19 protein-coding genes are annotated in these 21,869 nt (G+C 48.3%); 5 read left to right on the forward strand and 14 right to left on the reverse strand.

The window, feature by feature from the left end; all coding sequences use genetic code 11:
* Positions 1–5: 5 nt before the first annotated feature.
* Entirely contained in the window at positions 6–1,040 is a 1,035-nt protein-coding gene (gene mutY / locus HMPREF2560_RS09480) for an A/G-specific adenine glycosylase (protein ID WP_070607951.1), read from the reverse strand.
* A gap of 162 nt (positions 1,041–1,202) precedes the next feature.
* Here mutY and HMPREF2560_RS09485 point away from each other — a divergent pair, with 162 nt between their 5' ends.
* Positions 1,203–2,243 (forward strand): zinc-dependent alcohol dehydrogenase family protein, encoded by a 1,041-nt coding sequence (locus HMPREF2560_RS09485; protein WP_070873835.1) that lies wholly within the window; start codon positions 1,203–1,205, stop codon positions 2,241–2,243.
* Between the two features lie 69 nt (positions 2,244–2,312).
* Here HMPREF2560_RS09485 and trmA read toward each other — a convergent pair whose 3' ends face one another.
* The 4 genes from trmA to HMPREF2560_RS09505 all read right to left on the reverse strand — a co-directional run bounded on the left by trmA (position 2,313) and on the right by HMPREF2560_RS09505 (position 6,456).
* Complete coding sequence (gene trmA, locus HMPREF2560_RS09490) at positions 2,313–3,398, reverse strand: tRNA (uridine(54)-C5)-methyltransferase TrmA (RefSeq protein ID WP_070607948.1); 1,086 nt, start codon at positions 3,396–3,398, stop codon at positions 2,313–2,315.
* 117 nt (positions 3,399–3,515) lie between these two features.
* On the reverse strand, positions 3,516–5,018 hold the full coding sequence (gene pta / locus HMPREF2560_RS09495; protein WP_070607946.1) for a phosphate acetyltransferase: 1,503 nt from the start codon (positions 5,016–5,018) through the stop codon (positions 3,516–3,518).
* 475 nt (positions 5,019–5,493) lie between these two features.
* Positions 5,494–6,129, reverse strand: coding sequence for a DUF805 domain-containing protein (locus tag HMPREF2560_RS09500; protein WP_004519377.1), 636 nt, complete (start codon positions 6,127–6,129; stop codon positions 5,494–5,496).
* A gap of 18 nt (positions 6,130–6,147) precedes the next feature.
* On the reverse strand, positions 6,148–6,456 hold the full coding sequence (locus HMPREF2560_RS09505; RefSeq protein WP_003745794.1) for a hypothetical protein: 309 nt from the start codon (positions 6,454–6,456) through the stop codon (positions 6,148–6,150).
* Between the two features lie 141 nt (positions 6,457–6,597).
* On the opposite strand from HMPREF2560_RS09505, the gene HMPREF2560_RS09510 reads away from it, so the two are divergent.
* Entirely contained in the window at positions 6,598–6,936 is a 339-nt protein-coding gene (locus HMPREF2560_RS09510; protein ID WP_004519378.1) for a helix-turn-helix domain-containing protein, read from the forward strand.
* A 101-nt stretch (positions 6,937–7,037) separates the two neighbouring features.
* Here the strand turns inward: HMPREF2560_RS09510 and prfA are convergent, their stop codons facing one another.
* From prfA to HMPREF2560_RS09535, 5 genes are all read right to left on the reverse strand, one after another.
* Entirely contained in the window at positions 7,038–8,114 is a 1,077-nt protein-coding gene (prfA, locus tag HMPREF2560_RS09515) for a peptide chain release factor 1 (protein WP_049344380.1), read from the reverse strand.
* A 156-nt stretch (positions 8,115–8,270) separates the two neighbouring features.
* Positions 8,271–9,539, reverse strand: a complete 1,269-nt coding sequence (locus HMPREF2560_RS09520; protein ID WP_004519380.1) for an Nramp family divalent metal transporter — start codon at positions 9,537–9,539, stop codon at positions 8,271–8,273.
* A gap of 287 nt (positions 9,540–9,826) precedes the next feature.
* Positions 9,827–10,594: a TatD family hydrolase gene (locus HMPREF2560_RS09525; protein ID WP_070873836.1), complete on the reverse strand. Its 768-nt coding sequence runs from the start codon at positions 10,592–10,594 to the stop codon at positions 9,827–9,829.
* A gap of 12 nt (positions 10,595–10,606) precedes the next feature.
* Complete coding sequence (locus HMPREF2560_RS09530) at positions 10,607–11,590, reverse strand: asparaginase (protein ID WP_070873837.1); 984 nt, start codon at positions 11,588–11,590, stop codon at positions 10,607–10,609.
* Between the two features lie 66 nt (positions 11,591–11,656).
* Entirely contained in the window at positions 11,657–12,319 is a 663-nt protein-coding gene (locus tag HMPREF2560_RS09535; protein ID WP_070461385.1) for a DedA family protein, read from the reverse strand.
* A gap of 249 nt (positions 12,320–12,568) precedes the next feature.
* Here HMPREF2560_RS09535 and ubiD point away from each other — a divergent pair, with 249 nt between their 5' ends.
* Positions 12,569–14,047, forward strand: a complete 1,479-nt coding sequence (gene ubiD, locus HMPREF2560_RS09540) for a 4-hydroxy-3-polyprenylbenzoate decarboxylase (RefSeq protein ID WP_070607940.1) — start codon at positions 12,569–12,571, stop codon at positions 14,045–14,047.
* 267 nt (positions 14,048–14,314) lie between these two features.
* Here the strand turns inward: ubiD and HMPREF2560_RS09550 are convergent, their stop codons facing one another.
* Positions 14,315–16,408, reverse strand: coding sequence for an AsmA family protein (locus tag HMPREF2560_RS09550; RefSeq protein WP_070873838.1), 2,094 nt, complete (start codon positions 16,406–16,408; stop codon positions 14,315–14,317).
* A gap of 175 nt (positions 16,409–16,583) precedes the next feature.
* On the reverse strand, positions 16,584–16,853 hold the full coding sequence (gene rpsO / locus HMPREF2560_RS09555) for a 30S ribosomal protein S15 (protein WP_036491726.1): 270 nt from the start codon (positions 16,851–16,853) through the stop codon (positions 16,584–16,586).
* On the opposite strand from rpsO, the gene HMPREF2560_RS09560 reads away from it, so the two are divergent.
* Complete coding sequence (locus HMPREF2560_RS09560; protein WP_039861972.1) at positions 16,852–17,061, forward strand: hypothetical protein; 210 nt, start codon at positions 16,852–16,854, stop codon at positions 17,059–17,061. The two genes, rpsO and HMPREF2560_RS09560, sit on opposite strands and share 2 nt — an antisense overlap.
* Before the next feature lie 3 nt (positions 17,062–17,064).
* Here HMPREF2560_RS09560 and HMPREF2560_RS09565 read toward each other — a convergent pair whose 3' ends face one another.
* Positions 17,065–17,820: a formylglycine-generating enzyme family protein gene (locus HMPREF2560_RS09565; RefSeq protein ID WP_003745813.1), complete on the reverse strand. Its 756-nt coding sequence runs from the start codon at positions 17,818–17,820 to the stop codon at positions 17,065–17,067.
* A gap of 173 nt (positions 17,821–17,993) precedes the next feature.
* Entirely contained in the window at positions 17,994–19,163 is a 1,170-nt protein-coding gene (gene nirK, locus HMPREF2560_RS09570) for a copper-containing nitrite reductase (RefSeq protein ID WP_004519389.1), read from the reverse strand.
* 399 nt (positions 19,164–19,562) lie between these two features.
* Here nirK and HMPREF2560_RS09575 point away from each other — a divergent pair, with 399 nt between their 5' ends.
* Positions 19,563–21,818: a nitric-oxide reductase large subunit gene (locus HMPREF2560_RS09575; protein WP_070873839.1), complete on the forward strand. Its 2,256-nt coding sequence runs from the start codon at positions 19,563–19,565 to the stop codon at positions 21,816–21,818.
* Positions 21,819–21,869: the final 51 nt, after the last annotated feature.

Below are 21,869 nucleotides of genomic sequence, written 5' to 3' on the forward strand. Positions count from 1 at the left end.
GCGGTTTAGCTTTTAGCCAAATATTTGATCAAAGGTTTGGGCAAGCCATAATCCGCCAAATGTTCCGCTGATACCCAAAGGCCGTCTGAAAGATGTTCAGACGGCCTTTGTTGCGTCTGAAAAGGGGTAATCATCAATAAGCGGTGGGTCAGGCGGTGGGTAAACGTGGTTTGTTCTTCAAGGCCGTCTGAAACAATGCCGAAGCGTTTGGCGTAAGCATACAAATCGTCTAATTTTTCAAAACAGGGTACGCAATACAGACCGCCCCAAATGCCTTTGGCAGGGCGTTTTTCAAGCAATAATGCGCCGTCAGTGTGATAAATAATCAGCCAGTAAAGCGGTAGGGTTTGCACTTTGGGAGCAGTTTTTTTGCGAGGCAGTTCGTCAATGCGGTTTTGTTTTTTTGCTTCGCAGATGTCTGCCATAGGACATTGATGACACAAAGGTTTTGTCCGTTTGCAGACGGTTGCGCCCAAATCCATCAAGCCTTGCGTGTAGGCAGGCATATCAGTGTTTTCAGACGGCAGCAGGCTTTCGGCAAGTGTCCAAAGCGCGTTTTCAAATTTTTTATCTTGCGGATTGCCGTCTTTGGCAAAGACACGGCAGAGAACGCGTTTGACGTTGCCGTCCAAGATGGTTTCTCGTCGGTTGAAAGCAAAGGCAGAAATGGCGGCGGCTGTACTTCTGCCTACGCCGCAGAGTGTTTCCAAGTCTTTGCGCTCGGATGGAAAGATACCGCCGAATTGTCCGACGACTTGTTGCGATGCTTTGTGCAGATTGCGTGCGCGGCTGTAATAGCCCAAGCCTGCCCACAAGGATAAAACCTCGTCTTGTGGTGCGGCAGCAAGCGATTGTACGGTTGGGAATTTAGCTAAGAAACGCGGATAGTAGTCCAATACGGTAGCAACCTGCGTTTGTTGGAGCATGATTTCTGAAAGCCAGACGGAATAGGGGTCTTTGACCTGCCAAGGCAAGTCGTGACGGCCATGCTGCCGCTGCCAATCGATGAGTCGTCGCGCGAAGGATGTGTGTGTGTTCATTAATATTTACTTTTTAATTATTTATTTTTAAAACAGTATGTTACAGTATAACATAAAAAATAATAATCAGGATTGACTTACCTGGTGGAGGGGTATATAAATATAGTTAACGTGGATTTACGCTGTATTGTTAAAGTTTATTAACCGTTCAAGGAGATTCACATGAAAGCAATGGTTTATCATGGCGCAAACGACATCCGTTTCGAAGAAAAACCCCGCCCTCAAATTATCGATCCGACCGATGCAGTCGTCAAAATCGTTAAAACCACGATTTGTGGTACTGACTTGGGTATTTGGAAGGGTAAAAACCCTGAAGTTGCCGACGGTCGTATTCTCGGTCATGAGGGCATCGGTATTGTAGAAGAAGTCGGCGATGCTGTAAAAAACATCAAAGTCGGTGATAAAGTCATTATTTCATGTGTCAGCAAATGCTGTACTTGCGACAACTGTAAAATTCAACTTTATTCACACTGCCGCAACGGCGGTTGGATCTTGGGCTATATGATTGACGGCACTCAGGCCGAATACGTCCGTACGCCTTATGCCGACAACAGCTTGGTTCCGCTGCCTGACAACGTCAACGAAGAAGTTGCCCTGTTGTTGAGCGATGCCTTGCCGACCGCCCACGAAATCGGCGTGCAATATGGCGATGTGAAACCCGGCGATACCGTATTCATCGCCGGTGCTGGCCCTGTCGGTATGTCTGCGTTGCTGACCGCGCAACTATATAGCCCTGCCGCCATCATCGTTTGCGATATGGATGAAAACCGCTTGAAACTGGCGAAAGAATTGGGCGCGACCCATACCATCAACCCTGCTTCCGGCGATGTGAGCAAACAAGTTGCCTCTATCGTCGGCGAAGACGGCGTAGATTGCGTCATCGAAGCGGTCGGTATCCCTGCAACTTGGAATATGTGCCAAGACATTGTGAAACCCGGCGGCCATATTGCTGTGGTTGGTGTACATGGTCAATCCGTTGATTTCAAACTGGAAAAACTGTGGATTAAAAACCTTGCCATCACAACAGGCCTGGTTAACGCGAATACCACCGAAATGCTGATGAAAGCCATTTCCAGCAGCTCAGTGGATTACACCAAAATGCTGACCCACCGTTTCAAATTCAGCGAATTGGAAAAAGCCTACGACGTGTTCAAACACGCTGCTGAAAACCAAGCCATGAAAGTGGTTTTGGAAGCGGATTGATTTGAAAATCGCTTAATATGCTGTTAATTAAAGGCCGTCTGAACATTCAGACGGCCTTTTTGTATGGTTTTATTTTTTCTTCTTCAACCAAACACCGCTTTCGATATGGTGGGTAAATGGGAATTGGTCGAACAGGGCGGCGCGTTCGATGGTATGGGTTTGACAGAGCGTGTCGAGGTTGGCGCGCAGGGTCTCAGGATTGCAGGAAATATAGAGGACGTTGTCGAATCGGGCAACCAATTTGAGCGTCTCATCATCAACACCGGCGCGCGGAGGATCAACAAAAATAGTTGAAAAATCATAGTTTTTCAAGTCGATGCCTTGTTCTTGCAGGCGGCGGAATTCACGGTTTTGCGTGTAGGCCTCGGTAAATTCTTCCGCAGACAGGCGGGCGATTTTGAGATTGGTAATTTGGTTGGCTTCAATATTCCATTGGGCGGCGTTGACGGAAGTTTTGGAAACTTCGGTTGCCAGCACTTGATTGAAATGTTGCGAAAGCGGCAGGGTAAAATTGCCGTTGCCGCAATATAGCTCAAGCAGGTCTTTGCCTAAGTTTTTTGCGGCATCACACGCCCAAGTCAGCATTTTTTGGCACACTTGGGCATTGGGTTGGGTAAAGCTGCCTTCGATTTGACGGTAGCGGAAGGTTTTGCCGTTGACTGTCAATGCTTCGGTTACGAAATCTTGACTCAATACGATTTTTTGTCCGCGGCTGCGGCCGATGATGTGGATGCCCAAATTGTGCGCCAGCTCTTGCGCGGCTTGTTGCCATGCTTCGTTCAGCTTCTTGTGGTAAATCATGGTAACCAGCATTTCGCCGCTTAAAGTGGATAAAAATTCGACGGCGTACCAGCGGTTTTTCAGCTCGGGATGATTGGATGCGGCTTCAATCAGTTTCGGCATCAAGGCATTGATGGATTCGGATGCGGCAGGAAATTGGTCGCAACGGATCAGGCTTGCCCCGCTTGCCTTTTGCCCGCGCTCAAACATGGCGTAAAACATTTCGCCGCCTTCATGCCAGATGCGGAACTCAGCACGCATTCTGTAATGCTGTTCCGGAGATTCAAAGACTTCGATTTCTGGAAAATCCAGTCCTTGGAAAAGTTGCTGAAGATATTGTTTTTTGTCGGCTAGTTGTTGCTGGTAGGCAGTCATCGGGGCAGTCTTTCAGAAAATAATGGCGAATTATAATATAGTTGGCGCAAAGATACGAAAGGCCGTCTGAAACATTGGTTTCAGACGGCCTTTGATTTCAAAGCATCAGCTTGTTAATCAGCCTTGCATTTGTTTGGCTTGAACGGCAGTCAGGGCGATGGTGAAGACGATGTCTTCAATCAATGCGCCGCGGGACAAGTCGTTAACCGGTTTGCGCAAGCCTTGCAGCAACGGGCCTACGCTCAGGACGTTGGCGCTGCGTTGTACGGCTTTGTAAGTACAGTTGCCGGTATTGAGGTCTGGGAAAACCAAAACGGTTGCTTGACCGGCAACAGCGCTACCCGGAGCTTTGGATTTGCCGATAGATGGAACGGTAGCTGCATCGTATTGCAACGGGCCTTCGATGGCCAAATCAGGGCGTTTTTCGTTCGCCAGCTTGGTTGCTTCGATCACTGCATTGACATCAGGGCCGCTGCCTGAGTTGATGGTAGAGTAGGAAATCATGGCCACTTTGGGATCGATACCGAAGGCTTTGGCACTGTCGGCAGATTGAATGGCGATGTCGGCCAGTTGTTCCGGAGTTGGGTTCGGGTTAACCGCGCAGTCGCCGAATGCCAATACTTGGTTAGGCAGCAACATGAAGAATACGCTGGATACAAGGCTTGCACCCGGAGCGGTTTTAATAAGTTGCAGGGCAGGGCGGATGGTGTTGGCAGTGGTGTGGACTGCACCGGAAACCAAACCGTCTACGTCGTTTTGAGCCATCATCATGGTGCCGAGTACGACGGTATCTTGCAGCTGTTTGCGTGCATCTTCAGGAGTCAGGCCTTTGGATTTGCGCAATTCGCACATCGGCTCAACGTATTGTTCAACCAAAGTAGCAGGATCAATGATTTCCAAAGAATCAGGCAGGGAAATGCCGCGTTCTTTAGCAACGGCTTCAACTTCTTCTCGGGTAGCCAACAGTACGCAACGGGCGATGCCTTTTTCGTGACAGATAGCAGCGGCAGCGACGGTGCGTGGTTCGGCGCCTTCAGGCAGAACGATACGCATATCGGCTTTGCGTGCGAAATCGATCAGGTTGTAACGGAATTGGGCTGGAGACAGGCGTTTGGCTTCGCGTTTGGCCAAAGCGGATACGTCTTGCAGTTTGTCGCTGGAGCCGAAGAAAGTCAGGCCGGTTTGCTCGGCAACTTGTGCGCCTAAAGCAGCGGCTGCGCCGTCAATGATAAAGCCTTCCAATAAGCCCGGGGAGTTGGTGTAGAGCTGTTTGGTGAGGTTTAATTGTTGGGTAACGGCGGCTGCGTCGGTGTTGTCGGATTTCAGCGCCAATACAACGCCTGCGTCCAAAGACAGCGCTAATTCGACGTTTTTGCCTGCCAAGAACAATTTGTCCGCATCAGGAGTGATGCCTTCGATAACGAGGTTATCTGCGTTTAATGCGGCAACTTTACCGACAAGTGCGTCAAACCAGTCGTCGCTCTTGCCTTGAGCCAACAGGGCTTCTGTAGTGGAGTCAACGGCTTGGAAAACTTGCGCATTCAATGCCGCTGCAAATGCTTTTGCCGCTGCATCGGCGCTCAGGCCGGTAGATACCGGTGCGATCAGGATTTTTGCCATTTTGTGTCCTCTCTTTCGTTAATTGTAGAAGGGTGTTGCTGGGGCGCAGCTGGTGCTGCATTTTATCACTTTGGGATAACATATACACAGCCATATTGACATATGTCATCAGGCCATCTGAAAAGTATAAACGCAATGGACCAAATCCATCAATCCCCCATTGCTGCCAAAAGCTCGGCTTGATGCTCGGCAATCAGGGCATCATGATTTTCTCTAAAAGTGTCGGTTTATATATTTACTCAAAATAAATATTTTTTAATTTTAAAAAAGATCGCACTATTTTAAATATACTGTTCATAGGGGAAATTCTGGTATTCAGGTAATTTAGAAATGGAGATCAGTGATTGAAGGTTAAGTCATAATTTTTGGAAGTATTAGAGTATCAGTAAAATAGAAATGAGTAAGACAAAGTTTGATTAATTCATTGGGAAAGGCCATCTGAAATTTTTGTTTCAGATGGCCTTACTCTAGAAGGTTAGTTTTCAGGCATACTACCCCATTGATTATCCCCATTGAAGGATGGTTGGCACATCAAAACAATTAGCCAGATTGGGCCAATAATAGGAATAAGTATAATGAGAAACCACCAACCTGATTTTCCTATATCATGGAGACGTCGAATAACGACAGATAAAGATGGAATAATTACAGCTAGAGCAAATAGGTAATATAGGAGGAAGAAAATATCTCCAAGACTTCTGCTAATTTCAGACATTATTATTGCGACAATAAAAATGGAAAAATCTGCAATTATTCTAAAGAGTGTATATCCCCAAAATTCTCGTTTGGATGCTCTCCCTGAAAATTGTGCATAACGTTTAGATAGCGTTTCCAAAAATAAGGCAAACAGTGATAATTGTCCATTTTCATTTCTGGATTGCGCCACAGTATTGAATGCATTTACGACATTATTAGATGAACTGCTATTTAGTGCCTTGTAAATACCAATAGCCTGACCATCTCCATTAATATCAAAATCAACATTCATGCCTCGAGTAGGAATGTTTTGTTCTTTCCATTCTTCGCTTTTAAATGGATAACGCTTACCATCCTCCCCGTTGATCAGACCACCACCGTTTTGAATTGAAAAGTCTAAAATTTGTCCCTTCATTTGTATCACTCCTAATATTTAATTGATTTCTAAGTAGAAACTACTTTTATCTTTATTCTGCCATTTGATTGAGTAAGTGATGTTTTCACTTCCTTTTGTTGTGGTCAATTTGGCAGAACATACTCTTATTTCGGCATCATGATTAACGGCAGTTTCTTCCACATCATCCAATGAAACAAATTGACCTAAAAGAAATGAGCGTTGGTTAATGATTTTTTTAACCAAATCTTCTGCATCACTTGAACCGCATGAAGGTAAGCCCCCCATACAACCAGTTAATAACATCACTGGTAAAATCCCAGCAAAGAGATAGTGTTTAATTTTCATTTGGTCACCTCAAGATTTAAAGTTTCATAAAAATAGAAAAGTACAGTAAAACTGTATGAAGTATTGCATTTAAGTATTTTTATGTCAAGAAGTACAGCAATACAATTTCAATTGAATCTATTTCTCTCTAATATCTTTTGCATGAATATAAGTCGTGCAATTAGATTTTTGAGAAAACAAAAAGGTTGGACACAGCAGCAACTTGCTGATTTTGCAAATACTTCAAAAAGTAATATCTCCAATCTTGAGAATGGTAATCAAGGATACAGTGAGGCTATCTTAAAATATCTTGCTGATGCATTGGGATGCCGTGTTTCGTCTATTTTTCTGCTAGCAGAATACTTGGAAAGACAGCAAAACAATACATTAAAGGATTTAGAAGAAATGCCGGTCGAACTGATTTTTTTACAACTTCCTGAACCTTTACAACAGTCTTTTAAATTATTGATGATCCAGACCTTGGAGCAAATCTCAAAATAAATACTGTTTTATAGGTTTGTTTGTTTTTAAATAAAAGCCGTCTGAAATTTACATTTCAGACGGCTTTTATATTGGTAATGATGATCAGAGTGAGGCAAATATCAATCCCCCATTGCCGCCAAAAGCTCGGCTTGATGCTCGGCAATCAGGGCATTGGTGATTTCTTCCAAGTCGCCGTCCATCACAAAATCCAGTTTGTGTAGGGTAAGGTTGATGCGGTGGTCGGTCACGCGGCCTTGTGGGTAGTTGTAGGTGCGGATGCGCTCGCTGCGGTCGCCGCTGCCGATCAGGGATTTGCGTTCGGCGGCTTCTTTGGCTTGGGCTTCACGTTTTTGCGCGTCGTTCAGGCGGGCGGCGAGGACTTTCATCGCCTGCGCTTTGTTGGCGTGTTGGCTGCGGCCGTCTTGGCATTCGACTACCATGCCTGTCGGTAAGTGGGTAATGCGGACGGCGGAGTCGGTTTTGTTGATGTGCTGACCGCCCGCGCCGGATGCGCGGAAGGTGTCGATGCGCAGGTCGGCGGGGTTCAGTTCAATGTCTTCCAGTTCGTCCGCTTCGGGCATGACGGCAACGGTACAGGCGGAGGTGTGGATGCGGCCTTGGCTTTCGGTAGCAGGGACGCGTTGCACGCGGTGGCCGCCCGATTCAAATTTCAGACGGCTGTACGCGCCTAAGCCGATAATGCGGGCGATGACTTCTTTATAGCCGCCCAATTCGCTTTCGTTGGCGGAAACGATTTCAACCTGCCAGCGATTGCGCTCGGCGTAGCGGCTGTACATACGCAGCAAATCGCCTGCAAACAGAGCAGCTTCGTCGCCGCCGGTACCGGCACGTACCTCGATAAAGATGTTTTTATCGTCGTCGGCATCTTTTGGCAGTAGTAGTTTTTGCAATTCGGTATCGAGTTTGTCGATTTTGGCTTTGGCCGTTTCAATTTCTTCGGCGGCAAAGTCTTTCATTTCAGGGTCGGACAGCATTTCTTCGGCATCCGCCAAGTCGCTTTGCGCCAGTTGATAGTTTTGGAATACTTCGACCACGGGCGTCAATTCGGCGTGTTCGCGCGTGAGTTTGCGGTAGTTGTCCATATCGGACGTGGCTTCAGGCTGTCCGAGCAAATGCGTGACTTCTTCCAGTCGGTCGCTGAGTTGTTGTAGTTTTTCTAAGATAGACGGCTTCATAAATTTTCCAAAATACGGATGCCGTCGAGTGGTCTGCAACGGCGAAATAAGGCGTTATTATAATGGGTTTGAATGGAAATTCAAAAAGATATGATGGATTGGAAAGGCCGTCTGAAACCTGTTTTGAAGTTTCAGACGGCCTTTTTTCATATGTGCTTATTTAGGCGCAGCCAAGATGCCTGTTTGGTTCAGCAGGAACAAAACGGTAAAGCCGGTCAAATAAATCAAACCGATAATGGCGAGGAAGTTCATGCCCATGGTCAGTTTGTGGCGTTTGTCACCTTTGACGAGGCGGTAGTTCAACCATGCGAACACGGGGGCGGCAACGAAAGCAGTAATCATGGCGAATTTGAGCAGCTCGGCCATTGCGCTGTTGAACCAGAAAATCACGGCCAAGCCTGAACCTGCAACCCAGATGTTCCATGCAAACAATTCGGCATTGCCGGTTTTGTCTTTGCCGCGCAGCAGGCGTACCGGTTCGGCAATCGCGCGGGCGTAGCCGTCCACTACGGTAATCGTCGTGCCGTACATGCAGGCAAAGGCGATAAATGCCACCAGCGGACGCGACCAGTCGCCGATGGTCACGGCGTACATATTAATCAGTTGGCCGACATATTTGCCGCCCGCCATTTGCACTTCTTCGCCGTTGCCGTATTGGACATATGCACCCAAGGCGAGGAAGACGACCGCCAAAATCGCGCTGGTGATGTAGCCGACGTTGAAGTCGAAAATACCGTCGCGGTAGCTGGAAGGATTGATGCGTTGTTTTTCGGTTACCCACAAAGAGTTGATGGCGGAAATTTCAATCGGCGCAGGCATCCAGCCCATCAGCGCGATGAGGAAGCCCAAGCCTGCCAGTGTCCACGGGGTAGGCTCGATAAAGTCGGGTTTCATCTGCATGCCGCGAGACATGGCCACGGCGGCTGCGGCGACGGTGGCGATGGTCAGGCTGACGATGATGATTTTGGAAACGTTGTCCAATGCTTTATAGCGGCCGCTTGCCAAAATCAGCAGGCAGGAAACCATAATCATGACGGATACCATGCCGGCATCGAAAGTCAGCGACGGGATCGCCATTTTGACGATGGCGGCGGTAACGATGGCGACTGCACCGGCATTAATCGTTGCCGATGCAATACACAAAATCAAAAATACCCACAAATAAACGCGGCTTTTTTCGGCATAGCCCTCAATCAGACTTTTGCCCGTGTCCAGCGTGTAATGTGCGCTGAAGCGGAAAAACGGGTATTTGAACAGGTTGGTCAGAATAATAATCAGCGCAAGCTGCCAGCCGTAAAGTGCGCCTGCCTGCGTGGAGGCAATCAGGTGCGAGCCGCCGACTGCCGCCGAAGCCATCATGATACCTGGGCCGAGAGCATTGATTTTGCTCTTCCAGGTGGAAGCGTGTGTATGTTGTTCAGTCATAATTAGTTTCCGCCTTTTTCAGACGGCCTTATTATCAAAAAAAAGCATATTTTAACGTAAATAAAAAGTTTGCCCAATAATATGCGTAATACTTTTTATCAATCAAAGGGAAAATACGGTGTTAAAAAGCCGAGATGACGGAGTGAACGATATTTTGTGCCAAAAACATTTTTTCAGACGGCCTTGTATCGCTTTTTATTCATGAACATGGGGTAGGGAGGGCTGAGTGTGTCCGTTTGGAAACGGAACGGCTGAACGAGGCTTTTTGATGCCTTGAGGTCGGCATATTAAGGGGAAGTATGGAGCAGGGAATCCACGTTTTGCTCGATTATTTCAGTCAGTTGTGCCAGCGGTACACCGCGCAATTCGGCGGCAATTTTGGCGATACGGCGGATGTTGGCTGGTGTGTTGGTTTCTTGGCCGAGCATAAAAGGGCTGTCGGTTTCGAGAACGAAATCCGTGTCATCTAAGGCTTGTAAGGCGGCACGGACTTTTTTGGCATTGGGATTGAGTAGCAGCGAGCCTATGCCGATTTTGAAGCCGAGTTTTACCAAAATTCGCGCTTCTTCTACGCTGCCGGAGAAGGCGTGAACGATACCGCCTCGTGTGAAACCGACGGTTTTGACGGCGGCGGCAATGGCGGCGGTGGCTTTCAGATTATGGATGATGACGCGGCGGTTGAGGTTTTGGGCAAGGATGAGTTGGCGGATAAAGACGTCGGTTTGCGTGTCGCGTTGCGCTTGGGTTTGCTCTTTGCCATAAAAATCCAAGCCGATTTCGCCAACCCATGCTTGCGGATGCCGGATTAATTCGGACTCTAATTCTTGGAATGACGCCTCGTTGAGGCCATCTGAAAACCACGGATGAATGCCCAAAGCGATATGGATGTTTTCAGACGGCCTTTCCAACTGCGCAACTGCCTGCCAATCATTGGGAGATGTAGCCGGTACGATAAAACGCGCCACGCCGGTGGCTTGCGCTTCGGCAAGCACGGCAGGCAGCATGTCAGCAAGTTTGGGATCGGCAAGATGGCAGTGGGTGTCGGTGAAAGTCATGTTTAATGGCGGTTACAGCAGATTTAATTGTCGCAATTCTTGTTGCACCTTATCTGCATTCCAGTCATGAGATACGGCGAGGGTCATCAGCGCAGTGGCGGTTTCAAGGTTGCATTTGCCGCCGTTGATGATACCTGCCTGACGCAAAGCATCGCCTTGGGCATAAACGGCGGCGGCGCAACCTTGCGGCACTTGGCTGATGTTGAGCAGCAATTTGCCTTGTTGCGTAAAGGCTTGGACGGCTCGGACAAACGCATCGTTGCTCGGCGCATTGCCGTGGCCGTAGCTTTGCAGAATCAGGGCTTGGGCGGAAAAGTGGGGCAGGCCGTCTGAAAGTTCTTGCGCGGCATAACCGGGAATCAGCGTGCGGACGGAAACTTTGGCTTCGGGATTTGGAAGACGCGGATTGAGGCCGTCTGAATGTTGGGTCGGGGCAATATGGATATTGTGCCAACCTTTGTTTTCATCCCATTCGGTGAGCGCACCAAAATGCAGGTTGTCAAAACCTGCGGCGGTTTCTGTGCTGACCTTGCTGCTGCCGATGGCGGGGAAGAGCTTGCCGTCAAAGGCAATCGCCACTTGTTTGAGTTTGAGCGAGAAAGCGGAAACGGCGGTAGCAAGGTTGCGCGGCGCATCGCTGTTGGCGGCATCGTAAGGCCATTGCGAGCCGGTCAGGATAACGGGTTTGTCCAAACCTTGCAGCGAAAGGGCGAAGAGGTTGGCGGTGTATGCCATGGTATCCGTGCCGTGCAATACCAAGATGCCGTCATAGTCAGGCAGTTTGGCAATAATAAGCTCCAGCCAGTCGCGTTGGTTTTGCAGCGTTACTGCGGAAGAGTCGATGAGCGGCTGGCAAACGTGCCATTCGAAATCAAGGCCGTCTGAAAAGGGGGCAAGGGCTTTATCGACGAGAGCGGTGTCGGGACGCAGACCGGCGCTGCTTTGGGTCATGCCGATGGTGCCGCCGGTGTAGAGGACGAAGATTTTTTGTTTCATGGTGTTTCTGATGAATGATTGAGGCCGTCTGAAAGCGGGGAAGTGTTTCAGACGGCCTAGAAAGGTTTATTGATTAGCTTGTTTTTTGGCTTTTGCAGCGCGTTTTTCGTGCAGTTTTTCACGGAAGAAGGTATGGCGGCGGTGTTTTCTCCACCAAATCCAGCCGACAATGACGGCGCCGATGCCCAGTACCGCAAAGATACCGGATTGCAGGCTGTGCATTTTTTCCATCAGCCAGTCGGTATTGCGTGCGCCGTATTCGCCCAAATAAATCCAAACCGGAACGGAAATCAGCGCGGCCAAGCCGTCCATCAGGATAAAGCGCAGGTAGGAAACCTTGCGGCTGATGCCTGCAGTCACGAAAACAGCGGTACGCAGGCCGGGCAGGAATCGGGCGACGAATAAAACCCAGTTGCCGTATTTGTCGAATTTTTCCTGTACTTGGGCATAGCGTTTGGGTGTCATCACGCGCGCAATCGGTTTGAATTTAAGGATTTTTTGTCCCCAAATCCGGCCGGCCGCAAACATAAAGCCGTCGCCTACCAATACGCCGAGCATGCCGACGGCAAACATAATATGCGAGTTGGTATAACCCAGGCCGGAAATCACACCGCCGGTTACCAGCGTCAAATCTTCAGGAATCGGCACGCCGAAGCCGCAAATAACCAAAACGAAAAACACGGCCGCATAGCCGTATTCAACGAAAAAAGATTCTAAAATTGCAAACATGGCCGCCGTCCCACGATAAATATTGATTGATGACTGGATTAAGTTGGAATTTTACCAAAGATAAGGCCGTCTGAAAGCAATCACAAGCAGATATTGTTTAAATTTGACGGTAGTTTGCAAAAAATCTAGAAATTCGGGCGTGGAAAGTTGGGATTTGAACAGATTTGGCAGGTACAATAGCCGCTGGTTTATCTTTCAAACCCGAAATGGCAGTCTGTTTTCAGACGGACTGTTCAGGAAAATGAAATCATGAAATACAGAGATCTGCGAGAATTTATCGCCGGATTGGAAGCTGATGGCAAACTCAAGCGCATTCAGCATCCGGTGTCGCCGCATTTGGAAATGACCGAAATCGCCGACCGCGTGCTGCGCGCCGAGGGGCCGGCGTTGTTGTTTGAAAATCCGATTAAGCCTGATGGTACGCGTTATGATTATCCTGTGTTGGCGAATCTGTTTGGTACGCCTGAGCGTGTGGCGCTGGGCATGGGTGCGGACAGTGTATCCAAGCTGCGCGAAATCGGGCAGACGCTGGCATATCTGAAAGAACCTGAACCGCCCAAAGGCATTAAAGACGCGTTTTCCAAACTGCCGCTGTTGAAAGACATTTGGAGTATGGCGCCGAACGTGGTAAAAAATGCGCCGTGTCAGGAAATCGTGTGGGAAGGCGAAGACGTTGATTTGTATAAACTTCCGATTCAGCATTGCTGGCCGGAAGACGTTGCGCCACTGTTAACGTGGGGCTTGACCGTCACGCGCGGACCGCACAAAAAACGTCAAAATCTCGGTATTTACCGTCAGCAGTTAATCGGCAAAAACAAGCTGATTATGCGCTGGCTGTCGCATCGCGGCGGCGCGTTGGATTATCAGGAATTCCGAAAACTCAATCCCGATACGCCGTATCCCGTCGCCGTCGTGCTCGGCTGCGACCCCGCCACCATTTTGGGCGCGGTAACGCCCGTTCCCGATACCTTGAGCGAATACCAGTTTGCCGGACTGCTGCGCGGTTCGCGGACGGAGCTGGTGAAATGTATCGGCAATGATTTGCAAGTGCCTGCCCGTGCTGAAATTGTGTTGGAAGGTGTTATCCATCCGAACGAAACCGCGTTGGAAGGCCCATACGGCGACCACACGGGCTATTACAACGAGCAGGACCATTTCCCCGTGTTTACGGTCGAACGCATCACCATGCGCGAAAACCCGATTTACCACTCCACCTACACGGGCAAACCGCCCGATGAACCCGCCGTTTTGGGCGTGGCGTTGAACGAAGTGTTCGTACCGCTCTTGCAAAAACAGTTCCCCGAAATCACCGATTTCTACCTGCCGCCCGAAGGCTGTTCCTACCGCATGGCAGTGGTCAGCATGAAAAAACAGTACGCCGGACACGCCAAGCGTGTGATGATGGGCTGCTGGTCGTTCCTGCGCCAGTTTATGTACACCAAATTCATCATTGTGGTCGATGACGATGTGGACGTGCGCGACTGGAAAGAAGTCATCTGGGCGGTCACCACGCGCATGGACCCTGTACGTGACACTGTTTTGATGGAAAACACACCTATCGACTACCTCGACTTCGCCAGCCCCGTCAGCGGACTTGGCGGCAAAATGGGTTTGGATGCGACCAACAAGTGGCCGGGCGAAACCGACCGCGAATGGGGACGAGTAATCAAAAAAGACCCTGCCGTTACGGCCAAAATCGATGAGATTTGGGAGAGTTTGGGCTTGTAGATGTCATTTCTATTGGAATTTATACTTCAAATCGTGATGGAAATGATTGGGGTGATGTTTGAGGGTACGATAGAAATATTGAGGCTCGATTGGAGAAAAAGAAAACTCTCCAAAAAAGGCTTGATAATGTTGACTATATGGTTTGCCATCATTGTTGCACTGATTATTTATATGGTCATTCCTAAGTAAACATCTTATTTTGACAATGTATCTGATAAAAGGCCGTCTGAAACTTTTTGGGTTTCAGACGGCCTTCGATTTGAAAATCTAGCGCGGTTTGAGCCACTTCCATTGTTCTTGTATGGTTTCTTGCAGGGCTTTTTGTTTTTCTGCCGGTGTGTTCATGCCATTGGTCAAGCGGCTGTAATCAAAGGTAATGGAAGGGTTTTGTACGGTTCCGCCGATTTTGAGGGGAATCGGTTTGTTTTTAGGTTGCAGTACGTTGCTGATAAGCAGGTTTTCGGACAGCTTTTGGGTATTCAAATCGGTATAGCCGCTGCTGACAACGTGCAGGCTGTCGGAAAACAGTTCGGTGTTGATATGATGGCTGATGCCTTTTTCAATTTCGCTATTGAGGATGAAATGATGGAAAGGGGTTTTGAGGTTGCTGTTGTCGATTTTTTCCGAAGAGATGCCGTTTTTCAGAATGCTGTCCATATCGATGCCGTGCCATGCGCCGTTGGTAATATCGAGGAGCAGGCTGCCATTTAGGGCTTGTATCATTTGGGCGCGGTTGTTACCGGAAGTTTGAATGTCGATAACGGCGTCGCCGCTGCCGCTGAAGCTGTGGAAACCGAACAGGTCTTGCAGCAGCGGCTGAATTTGTATGCCTTTTGCGTTTTGCTGAAGGTGGTAGGAAGCAGGTTGTGTCGCCGCAATACTCAGGCCTCCCTCGGTTTTACCGCCATAAAGCCCGGCTTTGAAACGGTGTAGGGCGATATGTTCTTTATCGGCGGTGAGCAGGGATTCGATGTTTTCTAATTGCAGGCCGGCAGTTTGAATGCTGCCGATTTGGAGGTTGGCCTCAATGTCGGGCAACCAGGATTTGGCCAGCAGGGAAGGAAGATTCAGTGATGGCTGGGTTTTCAGGTCTTCCAAGTAAGGGGTCAGATTCAGTTTTTGTAAGGCGATACCGGCGTCAAGGTGTGGACGAGGTTGGGCATCGCGTTGGTATTTAAAGGCCAAGGCAAGGGCTTGTCTGTCAAATGCGCCTTTCAGACGGCCTTCCCATGTATTTAGGCTGAAATTGGCCTGTCCTTCGAGTGTACTGATGAATCGGGGGCGGGGAAGGCGGTTGATGGTGTCTTGCAGGGTGCTGAGGTGCAGTTTGGGCGCATCGATGCCTTTGCCTTTTTGCCAAACCAAAGGGCTGGAAAAGGTAAAGTTGGTTTGGAGACGGTCGTTTTTATGGCTGCCTTTGAGTTCAAAATTGGCGGCGGTCAAAACGGTTGCGTAGAGGTTGGTTTTGTCCAGTTTGAATGAACCGTCCCATTGGTTGTTTTCACTGCCGGCGGTCAATGCGCCGTTGAGTGTGTTGAGGTGCAAATAGCCATTTTTGAATTGCAAGAGGGGAGAACGTGCATTGATATGCAAGTTTTGATAGTCGCTTTCGGCTTGCAGGTTGAAGTCGCGGAAAAGGGCAGTTTGGTTTTGCCAATTAAGGCTGCCTGCGATTTGGGCATCCAGCTTGTTTTTGAGCAATACGGTTTGCAGGTTCAATTTGAGGGCGGGAACGCTCCAGCCGGCATCATCTTGTACAAGATAGCCTGCGCCTTGCCAACTGATGGGGTTGCCGATGTTTTGCAGTGTGCCGCTGATATCGAATGGACGGCCGTCTGAATCGGCTCTACGCAGGGAAAATTGCAGATTGTTTAAGGCAATATTTTGCTCTTTAGTGTGATAACGGATGCTGCCGTTATTGATGATGATGCGGTTGAGCTGAAAACTTTCTTTTGACGATGGGTCTTGTTGCAGGCAGGCGGGCAGATGGTGTTTTGAGTCCAGTGTCAGTGTCGGGTTTAAAAGAATCCATTTTTCAAGAATGGGGGCATCCGACCATAGGCTGCTCCAGCCAAAGCCCATTTTTGACTCGGCGATGTTCAACGTCGGCGTGTCAGGTTCGGAAGAGGAAAGGCTGAGGTCTTTTAAAATTAGCGTGGGGCGTGGCAGCCATTTTCTGCCGATAGTGGCGTTGTATTTGATTTGGCAGCCATGGGCGGAAAAGTTTTTTTGTATGAATGCGTCGATGTTTTCTGTGTTGAATATGCGGAACATTAAGGCACTCAATACCGCCGCGAGGCATAAAAGCGCGGTAATGCTGAAAACCAGGGTTTTCAACCAAAATTTTCCTGAGTGCAACATGGAATGAACAGACAATTCAGATTCTCGCTTTGATGGGAGCTTTAAGGAGTGATTGGGAGTTTAAGCCTTGCTGCTTAAGCGTGTGGAAGTATAACACAGAGTGAGCCTGTGTTTTAGACGGCATGGGCATACGAATAAAAACACCGCCCAAAGGCGGTGTTGATTTAAGCATAAATTATTTACGCAGACCCAGGCGGGTAATCAGTGAACGGTAAGTATCAGGCTGAGTACGGCGCAGGTAAGACAGCAGGCGACGACGTTGGCTAACCATTTTCAACAGGCCGCGACGGCTGTGGTGGTCTTTAGGGTTGGCTTTGAAGTGAGGAGTCAGGTCGTTGATGCGGAAAGTTAACAGAGCGACTTGTACTTCAGAAGAACCGGTATCGCCTTCTTTGCGTTGGAAATCTTTAACAATTTGTGCTTTTTGTTCTACGGTCAATGCCATGATGGATAACTCCGAAAATAAAAGAACCTTTTCAGGTTCGGACAAGTTTGCCAAGCCAAACGACCTAAGCAAACTCCTAAGTGCCTTTTTAGAAAGACGGGCGGATTATGCCACAATTTGTCTTTGTGCGCCATATCTTTTCAGACGGCCAAAAAAAGCGGCGATACCTTTCAGTACCGCCAAAGCTGCTTTGGTGATAAAAAACTAAACTTTATTTGCTCGCACAGCGGAAGCCCAAGTTATTTAAAACATATTTGGACTGTAGGCTGGTGCGGATGCCGTAGCGTAAGAATGCCGCATAGTTGGACGGGTCGCTTGAGCCTACGGATGCGCCGCTACAGAACATTTGTGTGTTGGACGAGCCGGCAGAGAGTTGGCTGCTGTTGAAGTCTTCAGTCCATTCCCAAATCAGGCCGTGCATATCGTATACGCCCCAGTAGTTGGGTTTGTTTTTACCGATGTCGTGCAGGCCGTTTCGGCCGCCGTCTGCATACCAATCCAAGATGGTGCGGTTGTAGCCGGGTTCGGCAGAGCCGTCTTTTTGAGTGGCAGAGGCTAAGCCTGCAAATTCCCACTCGTCAATAGTCGGCAGGCGTTTGCCTTTGGAAACGCAGTAGGCATTGGCGGCAAACCATGAAACATTGGTTACCGGATGTTTGAGTTCGCTGGCTTTAGGCGCATAACTGTTGCTGCCGTTTTTTACCCAATGTTTCAGGTAAGCTTTTTCAGCTTGTTTGGAGCTGATTTTGTCTTTTTGCCATTGTGGATGTGTTTTCAAAAATTCGGCAAATTCGGCATTGGTTACAGGATATTTGTCAAGTTGGAAGGGTTTGACTTTAATAAGGGAAGTCTCTTTTTTGAGATAGAGAGGGCGATAGCTGCCTCCTTCGATTTTTACCATTTCGGCTGCAAATGTATTGCCGCAGATTAAGGCACTGCCTAAGAGGAGGAGTCGTATGAGTTTCATGGTACGCCCTTATTATCGTTTGAAAACAGAAAATTTATTTTTAAGATAGCCTAATCATAACAAGGCCGTCTGAAAAATCAATCTGTCTGATTGAATAGGAAGATTAATTGTGATGGAAGCCACTGCGACTCTAAGAGAAGAGTAGCAGTGGCTTGGCGTATTAAACCGAGGGATTATTTAGCGGCTTCAGAAGCAGCAGGTGCGGCAGACGCAGCGGCTGGGGCAGAAGCGGCAGCACCGGCAGGTTGGTAAACGGTGTCGCTCAGTTTTTTGGTCATGATTTCAGGGTTTTCGTTACCCTCAACTTTCAATTGACCCAAAGCACCTTTGTTGAACGCACGGAAGATAGAGTGGTCAACTATAGTGTAGCTGCCTGGAATATCGACTTTGAATTCGATCATGGCGGCGCCACCGGCAGGAATCACAGTGCTTTGTACGTTTTCGTTAATCAGTTTACCACCTTCAACATATACTTTGTCGAAGATTTCGCCGATAACGTGGAAAGAAGATACCAAGTTAGGACCACCGTTACCAACGTACATACGAACAGTTTCACCAGCTTTGGCTTTCAGGGCGTTGTCACCGGCGATAGAGCCTACGTGACCGTTGAATACAACGTATTCAGGTTGTTCGGCAATGGCTTTATCCATGTCGAAAGGTTGCAGACCTTGAGCGCCTTTTTTACCTTTAGTATAGAAGTCGCCTTGTACGATGTAGAACTCTTTATCTACTTTAGGCAGGCCTTCTTTAGGTTCAACCAAGATCAAACCGTACATACCGTTGGCGATGTGCATACCTACAGGAGCAACGGCACAGTGGTAAATGTACAAACCGGCTTGCAGAGCTTTAAAGCTGAAAGTAGAAGTGTGGCCTGGGGCAGTGAAAGAAGCTTCTGCACCACCGCCTTGACCGGTAGCAGCGTGGAAGTCAACGTTGTGAGGAACGGTAGAAGAAGGATTGTTAGAGAATTCTACTTCTACGGTATCGCCTTCGCGTACACGGATCATTTGGCCCGGAACGTCGCCGTTGAATGTCCAGTAGTGGTATTCAACACCGTCTTCCATAGTCATGGTTTTTTCGACGGTTTCCATTTTAACGCGTACTTTAGCCGGATGATCGCGATCGATTGCAGGTGGAACTTCCGGAGCGTGAGTCATGATGGCATCGACTACAGGCAATTCTGAAGAAGGAGTCTCGGCAGCAGCTTGTGAGTCAGAAGCAGCAGCAGGAGCTTCGGCAGAAGCGGTGGCAGCCGGAGTTTCAGCTGGTTTAGCAGCTTGTTCGCCGCATGCGGCCAGTGCAAATACAGAAGCGATAAGTGCAGCTAAGGTTTGGCGTTTCATGTTTAAAGTTTCCTTATTGTAAGAAAAGTTAAGTATCCTGATAGGATGGTTTGAAATTTTGTATGATTATGTAGGCGCTTGTTTGGGTATATTTTGACATAAATCAAATTGTTCAATGAATATGAATCTTTTAATCCCTAAATACTCCTTTAGTAGTATAAAAAACTAAACCGAAAAGTTTATTTTTGTGTGAAAATGTTAGTGCAGGCTTAACACAAAATATAACAAAGGAGGAGTTATATAGGATAATAGGAATCAATATCATGTAAGTTAATGGTTTTAAAGGAATATTATTGACAAAATATTTCTTTACTTTTAAAACCGTGATACAATCTTTAACATTCATATTTGATGAATTAATACCCAACCACTTTTTACCAAAATCAAGGAGTACTCAAAATGGGACAGTACAAGAAGCTTTGGTACTTGCTGTTTGCCGTACTGGCAGTATGCTTTACCATTCTTGGTTATATGGGTAGCGAGGTCTATAAAAAGGCTCCGCCGTACCCTGAACAAGTCGTTTCTGCATCCGGCAAAGTCCTGATGACCAAAGACGATATTTTGGCAGGTCAATCTGCATGGCAAACTACCGGCGGTATGGAAGTTGGCTCTGTATTGGGTCACGGTGCATACCAAGCTCCAGACTGGACTGCCGACTGGCTGCACCGCGAGCTGGTTGCATGGTTGGATCTGACTGCGCAAGAAACTTACGGTAAAAAATTTGACGAAGTTTCTCCTGAGGAACAAGCTGTTCTGAAAACCCGTTTGGCTGACGAATACCGCAACCAAAGCCGTATTAAGGAAGACGGTTCTGTCGTTATCAGCGATACTCGCGTGAAAGCGATCGAAAGCATTCTGCCTTACTACCACGGTGTGTACAGCGACGATCCTAAGTTCCAAACCACTCGCGAACACTTTGCAATGAAAAACAACACATTGCCAAGCCAAGAAGCGCGTGAAAAACTGTTCAACTTCTTCTTCTGGACTTCTTGGTCTGCTTCGACCAACCGTCCTGACGAAACTTTCACCTACACCAACAACTGGCCGCACGAGCCTTTGATCAACAACGTACCGACTACTGAAAACTACATGTGGTCTTTCACCAGCGTGGTATTGTTGCTGATGGGTATCGGCTTGCTGATGTGGGGTTACTCTTTCTTGACCAAACATGAAGAGGTTGAAGTACCTACTGAAGATCCTATCTCTAAAGTACAACTGACTCCTTCTCAAAAAGCGTTGGGCAAATATGTATTCCTGACTGTTGCGCTGTTTGTCGTACAAGTACTGTTGGGTGGTTTGACCGCTCACTATACTGTCGAAGGTCAAGGCTTCTACGGTATTGATACCGCACTGGGCTTTGAAATGGCCGACTGGTTCCCATATGCGCTGACCCGTACTTGGCACATCCAATCCGCTATTTTCTGGATTGCAACCGGCTTCCTGACAGCAGGTCTGTTCTTGGCTCCGATTGTGAACGGCGGTAAAGATCCTAAATTCCAACGTGCAGGTGTGAACTTCCTGTACATCGCCCTGTTCATCGTAGTTGGCGGTTCTTACGCAGGTAACTTCTTTGCTTTGACTCACATCATTCCGCCTGAGCTGAACTTCTGGTTCGGTCACCAAGGTTACGAATACTTGGATTTGGGTCGCTTCTGGCAACTTCTGCTGATGGTCGGCTTGCTGTTGTGGCTGTTTCTGATGTTGCGTTGTACTATCTCTGCCTTTAAAGAAAAAGGTACAGACAAAAACCTGTTGGCTATCTTCGTAGCTTCTATGGTCGGTGTGGGTGTGTTCTACGCTCCTGGCCTGTTCTACGGTGAGAAATCTCCAATCGCTGTGATGGAATACTGGCGTTGGTGGGTGGTTCACCTGTGGGTAGAAGGCTTCTTCGAGGTGTTCGCTACTGCCGCCTTCGCATTCATCTTCTACAACATGGGCTTTGTTCGCCGTAGTACTGCTACTGCTTCTACTCTGGCAGCTGCCGCCATCTTCATGTTGGGCGGTATCCCAGGTACATTGCACCACTTGTACTTCTCCGGCTCTACCTCTGCCTCTATGGCAATCGGTGCATGTTTCTCCGCTTTGGAAGTTGTGCCTTTGGTTCTGCTGGGTCGTGAAGCTTACGAACACTGGTCTTACCAACACCTGTCCGACTGGGCGAAACGTCTGCGTTGGCCTCTGATGTGCTTCGTAGCAGTTGCCTTCTGGAACATGATCGGTGCCGGTGTATTCGGCTTCCTGATTAACCCGCCGATTTCCCTGTTCTACATCCAAGGTCTGAACACTACTGCAGTTCACGCTCACGCGGCTCTGTTCGGTGTGTATGGTTTCTTAGCTCTGGGCTTCGTATTGCTGGTTGCACGCTACCTGAAACCTAATGTGCAATTTGACGACAAACTGATGACTTGGGGCTTCTGGCTGCTGAACGGCGGTCTGGTGGGTATGATTGCCATCAGCCTGTTGCCGGTTGGCGTGATTCAAGCTTACGCTTCTATCACTCATGGTCTGTGGTATGCACGTAGCGAAGAGTTCCTGCAAATGGAAATCTTGGATACCCTGCGTTGGGTTCGTACCGCTGCTGACTTGATCTTCATCGGTGGTGCTGTCTGCGTTGCTATCCAAGCTACCAAAATCGTATTCAGCCGCGATAAATAATCTTAAGCTGAATTAAATCGAAGGCCGTCTGAAAAGTTTTCAGACGGCCTT

Origin of the sequence: Neisseria sp. HMSC078H04, from assembly GCF_001838135.1 — a bacterium.
Classification (GTDB): Bacteria; Pseudomonadota; Gammaproteobacteria; order Burkholderiales; family Neisseriaceae; genus Neisseria.